This window comes from Sphingomonas sp. 37zxx, assembly GCF_000786205.1.
Lineage (GTDB): Bacteria > Pseudomonadota > Alphaproteobacteria > Sphingomonadales > Sphingomonadaceae > Sphingomonas.
The window spans coordinates 1-13279 of sequence record NZ_JROH01000067.1 but is presented as its reverse complement, the minus strand read 5'-3'; the positions used below and the strand labels follow the sequence as shown (position 1 = coordinate 13279).

General features: G+C 64.7%; 8 protein-coding genes and 2 pseudogenes. 5 read left to right on the top strand and 5 right to left on the bottom strand.

The genetic code is table 11. The features are described 5' to 3' along the window. The 3 genes and pseudogenes from QU44_RS18360 to QU44_RS15925 all read left to right on the top strand — a co-directional run. Positions 1 to 116 (top strand): annotated as a pseudogene (locus tag QU44_RS18360) (5-dehydro-4-deoxy-D-glucuronate isomerase); the annotation flags it as partial. A gap of 223 nt (positions 117 to 339) precedes the next feature. Next, positions 340 to 3294: a TonB-dependent receptor gene (locus QU44_RS15930; protein WP_033923399.1), complete on the top strand. Its 2955-nt coding sequence runs from the start codon at positions 340 to 342 to the stop codon at positions 3292 to 3294. A 151-nt stretch (positions 3295 to 3445) separates the two neighbouring features. Continuing rightward, positions 3446 to 4921: a UxaA family hydrolase gene (locus tag QU44_RS15925; protein WP_033923398.1), complete on the top strand. Its 1476-nt coding sequence runs from the start codon at positions 3446 to 3448 to the stop codon at positions 4919 to 4921. 64 nt (positions 4922 to 4985) lie between these two features. On the opposite strand, the gene QU44_RS15920 is transcribed toward QU44_RS15925, so the two are convergent. Continuing rightward, a complete protein-coding gene (locus QU44_RS15920) occupies positions 4986 to 7853 on the bottom strand; it encodes a TonB-dependent receptor (RefSeq protein WP_033923397.1) in 2868 nt (955 codons plus the stop codon). 232 nt (positions 7854 to 8085) lie between these two features. On the opposite strand from QU44_RS15920, the gene QU44_RS15915 reads away from it, so the two are divergent. Together QU44_RS15915 and QU44_RS15910 are read left to right on the top strand one after the other, a co-directional pair. Next, positions 8086 to 9465, top strand: coding sequence for a pectate lyase family protein (locus QU44_RS15915; protein WP_033923396.1), 1380 nt, complete (start codon positions 8086 to 8088; stop codon positions 9463 to 9465). Positions 9466 to 9521: 56 nt separating this feature from the next. Beyond that, positions 9522 to 9866 (top strand): cupin domain-containing protein, encoded by a 345-nt coding sequence (locus QU44_RS15910; RefSeq protein WP_443018095.1) that lies wholly within the window; start codon positions 9522 to 9524, stop codon positions 9864 to 9866. A gap of 6 nt (positions 9867 to 9872) precedes the next feature. On the opposite strand, the gene QU44_RS15905 is transcribed toward QU44_RS15910, so the two are convergent. The 4 genes and pseudogenes from QU44_RS15905 to QU44_RS18355 form a co-directional block, all read right to left on the bottom strand. Further along, complete coding sequence (locus QU44_RS15905; RefSeq protein WP_052134985.1) at positions 9873 to 11384, bottom strand: carboxylesterase/lipase family protein; 1512 nt, start codon at positions 11382 to 11384, stop codon at positions 9873 to 9875. A gap of 32 nt (positions 11385 to 11416) precedes the next feature. After that, positions 11417 to 12418 carry a sugar kinase gene (locus QU44_RS15900; RefSeq protein WP_033923394.1) on the bottom strand — a complete coding sequence of 334 codons (1002 nt, stop codon included), beginning with the start codon at positions 12416 to 12418 and terminating at the stop codon, positions 11417 to 11419. Beyond that, a complete protein-coding gene (gene kduD / locus QU44_RS15895; RefSeq protein WP_033923393.1) occupies positions 12415 to 13167 on the bottom strand; it encodes a 2-dehydro-3-deoxy-D-gluconate 5-dehydrogenase KduD in 753 nt (250 codons plus the stop codon). The genes QU44_RS15900 and kduD overlap by 4 nt, the downstream gene beginning before the upstream one ends. Further along, positions 13164 to 13279 (bottom strand): annotated as a pseudogene (locus QU44_RS18355) (5-dehydro-4-deoxy-D-glucuronate isomerase); the annotation flags it as partial. The pseudogene QU44_RS18355 and the gene kduD, both read right to left, overlap by 4 nt.

Below are 13279 nucleotides of genomic sequence, written 5' to 3'. Positions count from 1 at the left end.
CCTGGTCGGTCCATATGGGTTCAGGCACCCGCGCCTATGCCTTTATCTGGGCGATGGCGGGTGAGAACCAGGACTATACCGACATGAACGTCCTCGATATCTGCCAGCTGGCGTAACGCCGCGGGGGCCGCTGGCGAGAGCGCGCTCCCCTCACCTGTGTCGTCATGCCGGACCTGATCCGGCGTGACGAGCAGTGCCTCTCAGAGCCGCGAAGCCCGTGCCAAATCGGTATCGACAACCGATCGTCAATAAGTCATATATGAGATGCATACCCACAAAGTGGGATAAGTCCGAAATGGTTGATTCAACAATCGGTCGGTTCGAGCAGGAGAGTGAAGCATGAAAACCTCGATCATAGCCTTTCGCGCCGTAACCTCGCTGCTGGCGATCGCGCTGGCATCGGCAGCCCATGCCCAGGACGCGACACCCCCCGCCGGGCCGCAGGACACCAGCAGCGCCGAAGCCGATACGGGCCAGGAGATCGTCGTCACCGGCTTTCGCCAGTCGCTGGCGACGGCGTTGAACCAGAAGCGCCGCGAAACCGCGGCGGTCGACAGCATCCTTGCCGAAGACCTGGGCAAATTCCCCGATTCGAACCTTGCCGAATCGATGCAGCGTATTCCCGGCATCGCGCTGGCACGCGGCGACGGCGGCGAAGGGCGCAACATCTCGGTTCGCGGTCTCGGCGCTGGCTTCACCCGCGTTCGCATCAACGGGATGGAAGGCTCGTCGCAGACCGGCTCGTCCGACATTTACGGCGCGGGCAACAATGGCCGCAGCTTCGACTTCAACGTGTTCGCGACCGAGATTTTCTCATCGCTGGCCGTGCGAAAGACGCCCTCGGCTGACATCGAGGATGGCTCGCTTGGCGCCACGGTCGATCTCGACGCACCCAAGCCTTTGGCCCAGCGCAAAGATTTCGTCCTGAGCGCCACGATGCGCGGCGTGTACAATACGCTGGCGGAAAAGGTCGATCCGCGCGCATCGCTGCTGGTCTCGAAGAAGTTCGACGAAGGGCGCTTCGGCATCCTCGGTTCGCTGGCATATCAAAAGCGCAACCTGCGCGAAGTCGGCTATTCGGCGGTCGATATTCTGTCGGCAAATGCGAATGGCGGCTTCTGCTCGCCGCTGGGTCTGGCGCCGCAAAACCCGGCAACCAGCGTGCCCAAGGGCACCGACGCCGCCAATTGCAGCACCGGCAACCCGCGCACCGGCACCGCCGCTGCCTATAACACGATCCAGGCACTGCGCCGCGCGGACCTGCCCAACACCCCGGGCAGCGGCGCATTCCTGCCGCGCCTGCCGCGCTATCTCAATTCGGAACAGGAGCAGGAGCGGATCGGCGGCACCCTCACCTTCCAGTTCCAGCCCGACGACCGCACCGACATCTCGCTCGACCTGCTCTATTCGCGCTTCGAGGTCACCCGGCGCGATAATTACATCGCCGGCATCTCGTTCGGACGCGCGGTCGGCAATAACGGCCAGCCGATGGTGTCACCGCGCCAGGTCGAGTTCGATCAGAACGGCTCGCTGGTCTATGGCCTGTTCGACGGCGTCGATGTGCGATCCGAAGGGCTGGTCGATAATTTCGTATCGACCTTCAAACAGGCCAATTTCAACCTGAAGCGGCAACTGACCGACGATGTTCAACTGACGATGCTGGTCGGGCGTAACCAGGCGGTGTGGGATGGCCGCAAGCGGCTCCAGACCTTCATGGACGTGATTGACGCCGATAATTTCTCGATCGATTATCGCGACGGCAATTCGACGCCGGTGCTGGGCTTCGGCTTCGACGTCTCGAACCCCGCTGCCTTCAGCTATGCGCCTGGCCGCGCCGACGGCACCGTACTCGGCGGCTTCAGCTTTCAGGGCAAGCCGTCGCGCAACACCACCAACAACACCACCGGCGAAGTCAATCTGGCATGGACGGTCGATCCCACTCTGACGATCAAGGCAGGCGGCCAGTATCGCGAAAGCGATTTCCGCGGCACGTTCGAGCGCCCCTTCAACGCCGACAATGCCGTGCGCGCCCTGCCGGTGGGAACCACCCTGGCCGACATCACGACGCAGATCAGCGGGCTGGACAAGCTTTGGGGCAATGGCGCTCCCGCCAGTTGGGCGGCGATCGACGCTGACAAATGGGCGGATACGTTCAATTTCGATTCGGTGCGCTTTTGCGGGATCGAATGCGGCGGCGGTGACTCGCGCGTGCGCGAGCAGGTCAAGGGCCTGTACCTGATGGGCGCATTCGACCTGTCCGACACGATCGGCATGGGCATTCGCGGCGATGTCGGCGTTCGCTATGTCCGCACCGACATGGTGTCGTCGGGCTACATCCCGGTGGCTCCGCGCCCCGGGGTAACGTCGCCCACCAATCTGGTCGGCCAGTTCGCGCGCGCCACCAATGGCTATGACGACTGGCTGCCGTCGGTGAACCTGGTGATCGAACCGGTGTCGGACCTGCTGTTCCGTCTGTCGGCAGCGAAGGTGATGGCGCGCCCCGAATTGAGCCCGCTCACCCCCACCAGCGGCGTCAATCCGATCACGCGCGTCGGCAACGTCAACAACCCGTTCCTCGACCCGATCCGCGCCGACACGTTCGACGCGGCGGTGGAATGGTATTTCCAGCCGGGATCGCTGCTGTCGATCGCCTATTTCTACAAGGACATCGGCAGCTTCATCCAGAATGTGAACAGCCAGGTGCCGTTCAACGAGCTCGGCTTGCCCGATGCCTTGCTGGAAAATTCGAACACCGCGCCGGCTGAGTTGTTCACGGTGTCGCAGCCCTTCAACACCCCAGGCGGCCCGCTGGAGGGCATCGAAGTCAACGCGCAGGTGCCGCTCAGCTTCCTGCCCGGCTTCCTCCGAAACCTCGGCGTGCTGGCGAACTACACCCGCGTGACCTCCGAGATCGAATATATCCTGGCCAGTGTCGGCGGGGTGCCGACGGTAACCACCACGGCCGATCTGGTCGGTCTGTCGAAAAACACCGCATCGGGCACGCTCTATTATGAAGACAGCAAGTTCAGCATCCGATCGACCGCCAATTATCGCGACCGCTTCATTCGCGGTATTCCCGCATCACCGGGCAGCGATTTGCAGGGCAATGCGCCGACGCTGTATGTCGATGCGTCGGCGTCCTATGGCCTGACCGACAATATCCGGCTGATCGTGGAGGCGCAGAACCTGACCGATGAGCAGAACCGGCTCTACACCGACAGCGTTCGCCAGGACACGTTGTTCGAAACACGGATCGGTCGCACCTTCACCGCTGGCGTCAACATCGTCTTCTGACGCAGCGAAACCCTATCGCCGGGCTGTCATCGCTACCGCCGACAGCCCGGCGATGTTTCCGTTTTGCCGCATCGCCAGCCTCGCCTAAGACAGTAAGCGCGTTTCATGCCGGACCACGCACGGCATCCTCGATAGCTGGCATGTGCGGCAAATGACTGATCCGATCCGCCTTCACCGCGACGATAACGTCGCCGTCACCCTGCACGCGACGCCGTTGGTTCCCGCGCTGCACAAGGTCGCGGTGCGCGCCATCGCGCCAGGGCAAGCCATCCTGAAATATGGCCAGCCGATCGGTATCGCCACGCGCGACATCGCGGCGGGCGAGCATGTCCATGTCCATAATTGCGCGATGGCCGATATGGATCGCGACTATCGCTTCGGCCTCGACGCGCCCGCCGCCGTGACGGTGGCCGACGCCGATCGCGCGACCTTCCAGGGTTTCGTGCGCGCCAATGGCCAGGTGGGCACCCGCAACTATATCGCGATCATCAGTTCGGTGAACTGTTCGGCCACCGTCGCGCACGCCATCGCCCAGCATTTCGCGCGCACCGGCCTTGCCGAGTATCCCCAGGTCGATGGCGTCGCCGCTTTCACCTATTCGGGCGGCTGCTCGATCGCCCCCGGCGGCGAAGCGTTTCGTGTGATCGAGCGGACGCTGGCGGGCTATGCCGCCAGCCCCAATGTCGCCGCGGTGCTGATGCTGGGACTTGGCTGCGAAGCGATGCAGGTCGAACGGGTCAAGGCCGATTTCGCGCTGACCGAGGGCGAGGCGTTCCAGAGCTTTTCGATCCAGGACCACGGCGGCACGCGAAAGGCGGTGGCCGAGGGCATCGCCCGTGTCGAAGCGATGCTGCCGATCGCCAACCGCGCGGTTCGCACCACCGTCCCCGCCAGCGCGCTCACCCTGGGGCTACAATGCGGCGGATCGGATGCGCTGTCGGGCATTACCGCCAATCCGGCGCTTGGCATCGCGGTCGATCACCTCGTCGCGCAGGGCGGCACCGCGATCCTGTCTGAAACCACCGAATTATACGGGGCCGAGCATTTGCTCACCGCGCGCGCCGCCAGCCCGGCGATCGGCCAGGCGCTGCTCGACCGCCTCGAATGGTGGAAGGATTACACCGCGCGCAATGGCGAGACGATCGACAGCAACCCCTCCCCCGGCAACAAGGCGGGCGGCATCACCACCATTCTCGAAAAGTCGCTCGGCGCGCAGATGAAGGGCGGATCGAGCGTGTTGAACGGCGTGTTCGGCTATGCCGAACCGATCACCGCGCGCGGGCTGGTGATCATGGACAGCCCCGGTTACGACCCGGCGTCCGCCACCGGACAGGTTGCATCGGGCGCGAATTTGATCGCCTTCACCACCGGGCGCGGATCGGCCTTCGGGTCAAAGCCGGTGCCGACCCTGAAGATCGCGACCAATACCGCGATGTTTCAGCGGATGCGCGACGATATGGACCTGAATTGCGGCGACATCGTCGATGGCGGCTCGACGATCGAGGCCAAGGGCCGCGAGATATTCAACGCGCTGTTGGCGGCGGCGTCGGGCCGGCCCACCGCCAGCGAAGAATTGGGCTATGGCGATCATGAATTCGTGCCGTGGAATGTCGGCGCGACCACCTGATCGCCGGCTTGGCCCGCCCGGCCGGCACATCGGTTCTCCGATATGCCAGCCGGGCCGATCCCGGTCAGATCTTGACGCGAACCCCGGCCAGCACCGTCCGGCCGAACTGGTTGTTCTCGTAATTCCGCCCGTCATCGACGGTACGGACACGGAAGGCATTGGTAAGGTTGGTGCCCTCCAACGACAACTCGAGATAGTCGGTCAGCTTGTAGCGAAGCGACGCATCGACATTGGTAATGTCTTCATAGCCTTCAAACAGGTTGCCGGTACCCGACACGCTGTCCACGAACGCACTGCGATATGCCATCGAGGTGCGGGCGCTGAAGCGATTATCTTCATAATATAGCGTCGCGTTGAACTGACGCTTCGACACGCCGGACAGCGTTGAGGTGCGCGTCACCGGCAGCAGTAGTCCGCCCGGCACCGTCGCCGGACCCTGCTGGACATAGTCGGCCTCCGACCGCACGAACGTGGCGTTCACGATTCCGCCGAAATTGCTGAGCAAGCCCGGGAGGAAACGAAACGGTGCCTGCAAAGCGATTTCGACACCATCGAGCGAAGCGCCCTCGCCATTGCTGGGAGAGGCGATGGTCCAGATATCCTCAGCCTGCAGCGCCGGATTGAGCGCTGCGGGCGACGATGACACCAACACCGCCGGCGACAGTCCTGTTTCTTGGAAAGTGCCATTGCGTGTTATCGAGATCGGGAAGCTGGCAATATCCTTTCGGAAAAAGGCGACCGAAAAGATCGATTGCGGGCCGAAATACCATTCTGCGCCCAGATCGAAATTGGTGGCACGGAAGGGTTGGAGGAACGGATTGCCGGATGTCACGCGGAAGTTGAAGCCGTCGGCCGATCCCCCCGGCGTCAGATTGCCCAGCGAAGGACGGGTGATAACCCTGGCGATCGCACCGCGCACGACGATGTCTTCGGTCGGATATAGTGCGACGTTGAACGAGGGCAGCCAGTCGTCATAGTCACGTTCGACCGTCACCTCGACGCCGCTGTTGATGCCATAGGAAGACTGATCGGTGCGGACATAGCGCATGCCGGCATTGGCGGCATAGTCGAGCCCCAGCAGCGTCCCCTTGACGTCGAACTGCAAATAGCCGCCCTTCGTTTCCTCGACGACGCCGCGATTATTGCCGACATCCAGCCGCAACGGACGATCGTACAACCGGGTAAAGTCGGTTGTCGCGTCCAGATTGGGGATCAGCCATTGCGTCGTGGTGCCCGCTGGCGCGCCCGATCCGCGCAAGGTGAACAGTTCCGACAATGCCGGGGTGACCGGGAAGCCAAAAATCGCGGTCGGTCCGAAAGCGGTGCTGGGCGAACAGGTTATCGTCCCCAATACCAGATCGCGCCCGCCATTGCCGCACACGGCGGTATCGCGAATGAACGCGGTGACGTCATAATCATACCGGCGATACACGCCGCCGACGCGCACCTGGAAGGAATCGGTCACGTCATATTCGGTGCGGAGCTGAACGGTGCGGAACTGGTTCACGACATCCGATGGACGATCGCGGATTTCGGCGAGCTGGAAGTTGGCCGGATCGGTGACGCTGGTGCCGAAGGTCAGCGTCGGGGAGGTCATGTTGCGATAGTCATAACGATAATTCTGGGCGTCGCGATCGTCGAACACCACGGTGGTTTCGACCGGGACCGCCGCGTCGGACTTCGAATAGCCACCCAGCAGCGTGAAGCGGAACTTGTCGGTTACATCCTGGTCCCAACTGCCGCCGATCTGATAGAATTCGGTCTGCGCCTGGCGGAAGAAATGCTCGGTCCTGACCCAGGCGTCGTTCAGCGTCGCCGCGATCATGTTGTTCTTATCGTCATATACCGGGCCGACCACGTCGATCGACCGCTCGTTCGCCCGCAACAGCACCTCGCCCCATTTTTCGCGGCGATCGGCGCGGAAGCGCGAATACAGGCCGTCGATCGAGATTTTGGTGGCGTCGCTGGGTGCCCATTGCACACTGCCGGTCAGCCCCAGCCGCTCACGCCGATGGGTGACTTCGCCATAGCGGGGGATGCGCGGATGGAAGGTCAGCGCCGCCCGGTCGCAGGCTGCACTGGGGATGTACGTGCCGCCGCGATTGGGTGCGGACCAGCATGGGGTGCCATCGACCGAATCGAACCGCGCCTGCGCCCAGCGCACGGTGTTGTTGCCGATCTCCTTGGTCAGCGTGTCCTGATACGCCGCCGAAACCGACGCGCCAAAGGTGCCGTCGGGCGATTTCCAGCCGATCAGTGCAGCGTAACGCGGCCCGATCGTTTCTGCCAAGTCGTTGTAATTCGCGACCGCCGACGCAGCGACCGTGAAACCCGCCTTGCCCGCCAGCGGGTTGCCGGTGTTGAGATCAACCACCGCCCCCAGTGATCCTTCGTCCAGATCGGCCGATGCCGTCTTGTGGACCACGATCGAGCTGAACAGTTCGGACGCGAACACGTTGAAATCGAACGATCGGTCGCGATTGGCCGATGCGCCGTCGCTCGACGTGGTGACGGTTTCCAGCCCGTTCAGCCGAACGCGCGTGAATTGCGCGCCAAGCCCGCGCACCGTGATCGATCGCCCCTCGCCGCCGTCGCGCTGGATGGCGATGCCGGGAATGCGCTGTAGCGACTCCGCCAGGTTCTGGTCGGGAAATTTGGCGATGTCTTCGGCGACGATCGCATCGACCGAGCTGACCGACAAGCGCTTGACGTTCAGCGCTGCGTCGATCGAGGCGCGAAAGCCGGTGACGACAATATCCTCGATCGGCACATCGCCCTGCGCCGAATCGGCAGCCTGCTCGGCGGTGCCGGCTTGCGCCGAAGTATCGGTGGTTTGCGTGGTTTGCGCGGCATGCGCGGCAGTGGTGATCGCGATCAGCGACGTGGCGGCAAGGAACGTGCGGACAGCACGGCGGCCAAGGTGATATTGCATATTCTACCCCTCTCCTGTGACGATGACACCGGGCGTTCTACCGCGCCCATCGCCGTATCGAATTGATCATCATGCCCGACTTTTTAGCCGTGGCGTTGCTGTTGGACCCTTCGTCACGACCCGAATCAGGGCGAAAGGCCGTCTCTGCCGTTTTCGGCTTGAGTAACCGCTGTCAAAGCTACCTTGTGTGCTTCCGATGAAGCTGTCAAGAAGTGTTCGGAGAGGATCAAAGATGAACAGGCTTATGTTCGGGCTGCTGTGCGGCCTGTTGCCGCTTGGATCGCCGGTATCGACCGCAATGGCGCAATCCGGCGACCCGCTGACATCATTGCCCGCATTTCCGGGCGCACAGGGCTGGGCTGCGGCAACGCCGGGTGGCCGGGGCGGTCGCATTATTCGGGTGACGACGCTCGCCAAGGACGGCCCCGGCTCGCTGCGCGCGGCGCTGGAGGCAAAGGGGCCACGAATCGTCGTGTTCGAAGTCGGCGGCGTGATCGATCTTGGCCGCGATACGATCACGATCGACGAGCCGTTCCTCACCATTGCGGGCCAGACCGCACCGTCGCCGGGCATCACCATCATCCGCGGCGGCATCGACATCCGCGCGCATGACGTCATCGTCCGCCACCTGCGTGTTCGCCCCGGCCTCGATGGCCAGCCCAAACGCTCTGGCTGGGAAGTCGATGCGATGAACACCGTCGCCGCGCGCAACGTCATCGTCGATCATTGCACCATGAGCTGGGCGCTCGATGAAAATCTGTCGGCGTCGGGACCGCGCTTTGCGGGTGCGACCCCTGCCGACTGGCGGCGCAACACCAGCCACAACATCACCTTCAGCTATAACCTGTTGGCCGAGGGGCTGGCCGATGCCAGCCATCCCAAGGGCGAACACAGCAAGGGAACGCTGATCCACGACAATGCCAGCGGCATCCTGATCTGGCGCAACGTCTATGCCCATAATGTCGAGCGCAGCCCGCTGCTCAAGGGCGGGGTCGAGGCGGCGGTGGTCAATAACCTGATCTATGACCCCGGCACGCGCGGCATCCATTATAACCTGATGGCGCTCGAATGGGCGGGGCAGCCCTATCAGACCGGCGCGCTGTCAGCCGTCGGCAACGTGATGCGCGGCGGCCCGTCGACCGATGATGGCCTGCCGTTCATGATGCTGGGGGGCGATGGCGACCTTCGCTATCATGCGCGCGACAACATCGCGGTCGACAAGATGGGCAAGCCGCTGCCGATGTTCGGGCGCTATGGCGAAACCCGCGCGCAATTGATCGAAGCCAAGACGCCGCCGGTGTGGCCGACCGGGCTGCCGGTGCTTGCCGCACGCGATGTCGAAACGCATGTCCTCGCCAATGCCGGTGCCCGCCCCTGGGACCGCGATGCCGACGACATCCGCGTGCTGTTCTTCGTCGCCGAAGGGCGCGGCAAGATCATCGACGACGAACGCGAGGTCAGCGAATATCCACGCCAGGTGCCGACCAGCGCGCCGTTCGTCGATGCCGAATGGAACCTCGATACGATGGAGCCGCTGTCGGGCCGCTATCCGGGGCAAAAGGGGCCGGTGCAGGAGGCGCTCACGACACGGGACCGGGCGATGCGGCGGTGATCGGCGCGATCGCGGCGCTGCTGCTGGCGGCGGCATCGGTTGGCCAGGCTCGGCCGATGGTAGTGATCGAGGATGCCAAGGTGCGCGTCCGCCAGCCGGTGCCGCACGGGGCCATCGGCATGAGCACCGCGTGGCGGATCACCGATGGCGTTCCCGGCCGGACGATGGAGTTCCGCAAGCGAACGCTCGATCGCGGCGCTGCGATCGGCTTGCACCCGATCGACCATGACGAAGTCTATCACGTCGTATCGGGGGCGGGCGACGTGACTTCGGACGGCGTGACGCAGCGGCTGACCAAGGGGATGACCGCCTATCTCTATGCCGGCGCGACCGTCGGCATCGCGCAGCGCGGATCGCGACCGCTGGCGCTGATCATCAGCTATCCGATTCCGGCGCGCTGACGACGATCAGGTGCCCGGCTGGATATAGGGAAAGCGCGCGAACAATTCGCGCTCCCAGCCGCGCGGATCATCAACCATGCGGGTTTCGGCGTCGAAGACCATCGTGGCGCGCCGATCGAGCGCATAGCCGGGCCAGGCGGGCATCCCGGCATGGTTCGGATCGCCGCGCCGCGCCAGCGCCGCGAACGCCGCCATCATCCGCGCCGACAGCGCCCGTGCCGCCGGCCCGGTGCCGCTGGTCGATCCCGGCGCAGCCAGCGTCCCGAATACGAAGGGAATGTCATCGGTATGCGCCGCCCCACGCGACGGATCGACCGGCGACTGGTAATCGAACTGATAGACCCAGGCCGGCACCCCCGCCGCCGCACGCGCCTCAGCCTCGATCACCTGCCCCGGCCAGCTCCGCCCGGCGGTCGTCGCCGCGAACAGGATTCGTTCAGCCGACCAATCGGGGAATTGTGCGCGATATTGCGCGACCACCCATTCGGGATGCGCGTCGATCCGAAGCTGCGGGGCCATCCGCTCGGCAAGGTTCGACCAGTTCAGCCCCGCCACACTCGATCGCGGAATAAACGCCCGCGTCTCGTCGCGCGTATTGCCCAAAATCATCGGGATCGCCCGGTTCTGCGGATGCGCGTCGGGCCAGAACGGGTGGCGATGGAGCGATCGCATATCGACCACCGGCCCCATATAGACGCCGCCGCCAAGGATCGGGTCTTGCGCCGGCAGTCCCTCGATCAACCGATCGACCGGCATCGTCGCAAGTTCGGCGGGCGACGCCTTCAGATGCGCCAGCACCGCCTGCGCGCGGGCGGTGGCGTTGATCGGGCCTGAGGCGGTTACTTGCTGGCCGCTCATCGTCGCGGCGGCGTGGAACAGCCCCGCTGCGGCGGGCATCGCCATCAGCGTGGCGATCTTGGCACCGCCACCCGATTGGCCGAACACCATCACGCGCGCAGGATCGCCGCCAAAGCCCGCGATATTGTCGCGCACCCATTGCAGCGCCAGGATCAGGTCGAGCTGCCCGGCATTGCCGCTGTCGGCAAAGCGCGGGTCGATCCGCGCAAGGTACAGATACCCCAGCAAGTTAAGCCGGTGGTTGACTGTCACCACCACCACATCGCCCCCCGCCGCCAGCGCTTCGCCATGCACCAGCGGGTCGATCACGGTACCGCCCGAATAGGCACCGCCGTGAAAATACACCATCACCGGGCGCTTGGCGCGCCGATCGGCATCGGGGGTCCAGACATTGAGGAACAGGCAGTCCTCGCGCTGGTCGGGCGTCGCCTGCCCCTGCTGCGGACAGGACGGGCCGAACGCGGTGGCGCGCTGGACCTGCGCCACTTTGCGCGGCGCAACCGGCGCGGCAAACCGGGTCGGCGTCGGATCGGCACCATAGCGAATGCCGCGAAAGCTCGCGATCCCGCGCCCGGCGGTCCCCGCCCAGCGGCCGTCCAGCCCGGTCGCGATCGGGTCGCGGGGCGATCGCGCGGCGGCCCGGCCCGGCAGCGCGGCCATCAGGCCGGTCGCCAGCACCGTCCGCCGGTCGATCACCGGCGCACGTCCCTCACATCGTCGAGGAACGCATCAATATCCGATTGCCGGAACAGGCTGGCATCGCCCGGCAGCGAATGTTTGAGCGCCGCCACCGCCAGCCCCCATTGCGCCGCAACCGCCTCGCCCCGGCCCGAAATCAGCCCGTGCAGAACGCCGCTGGCAAAGGCATCGCCGCCGCCAATCCGATCGACGATCCCCGACACTGCGACTTCGGCGGTCTGGATGCCAGCCGCCGGCGTGTCGATCCGCGCTGCCAGCCGATGGCAATCGGCATCCTCGACATGCCGCGCGGTCGAGGCGATGTGCTTTAGGTTGGGGAATGCCGCAAACGCCGCCTCCGCCGCCTCGCGCCGGCGGTCCTCGCCATCGCCGCTGAAGGGCCGGTCGAGCAGCAGCGCGATGTCGCGGTGGTTGCCAAAGAACAGGTCGGCGCAGGACACCAATTCGGTCAGCACGCTGCGCGGGTCGCTGTCCCATGCTTCCCACAGCCGCGCGCGATAATTGCCGTCGAACGACACCATCAGCCCCTTGGCGCGCGCCGCCCGAGCAGCGGCGACCGCCGCATCGGCGGTGTTCTCGCCCAAAGCGGGGGTGATGCCCGACAAATGCAGATGGGTGCATCCGGCGAGCAACGAATCCCAATCCCAGCTTGCCGCCGGTGCCGTCGCAAAGCTCGATCCCGCGCGGTCATAGACGATGTCCGATGCGCGAAGCCCGGCGCCGGGGCTGAGGAAATACAGCCCCATCCGCCCTGGCAGCACCGCCACGCGGCCGCAATCCACGCCCTGCGCGCGAATCGCCGATACCGCCGCGCGGCCCAATTGATTGTCGGGCACCGCGCTGGCGCAGGCGGTAGCATGCCCCAGATTGGCAAGGCCAACCGCGACATTGGCCTCAGCCCCGCCGACATGCACGTCGAGCCGCCCGGTCTGAAGCAGCAACTCGCGCCCCGGTGCGGTCAGCCGGACCAGCAATTCGCCAAAACAAAGGATCATCGCGCCAGCCAACCCCCATCGACCGCCAGAATATGGCCGTTGACATAATCCGACGCCGACGACGCCAGAAACACCGCCGCTCCGCCCAGATCGCTGGCATCACCCCAGCGCCCGGCGGGAATACGCTCGACGATCTGGCGGTTGCGCGTTTCGTCGGCCTGCAATGCGGCGGTGTTGTTGGTGGCGATATAGCCAGGCGCAATCGCGTTGACGTTGACGCCGCGCGCCGCCCATTCATTCGCCAACAGCTTGGTCAGCCCGCCAATGCCCGATTTCGACGCGGTATAACTCGGCACGCGCACCCCGCCCTGGAACGTGAGCATCGATGCGATGTTGACGATCTTGCCGCGCCCCTGCGCCACCATGTGCCGCCCCGCCGCCTGCGTCAGAAAGAACACCGATTTCAAATTGGTGTCGATCACCGCATCCCAATCGGCTTCGGTGAAATCCAGGCTGTCGTTGCGACGGATGATGCCGGCATTGTTGACCAGAATATCCAGCCCGCCGAGCTTTTCGATCGTCGTCGCCACCACCCGGTCGACCGGCTCGATCGTCGACAGATCCGCCGAGATGATGTCGGCGCGGCGGCCAAGCGCGACGATCCGGTCGGCGGTTTCGGTGGCGGGGGTGCGCCCGATCAGCGCGATATCGGCCCCGGCGCTGGCCAGCGCGACCGCGATTGCCTGGCCGATGCCGGTGTTGGCACCCGTGACTGCCGCCACGCGGCCGGTAAGATCGAACATGCTCATGCCAGCTGGCAGATATCGAGGACGTTCATGTCGGTATAGTCCTGGTTTTCGCCCGCCATCGCCCAGATAAAGGCATAGGCACGGGTGCCTGAACCCATATGGACCGACCAGG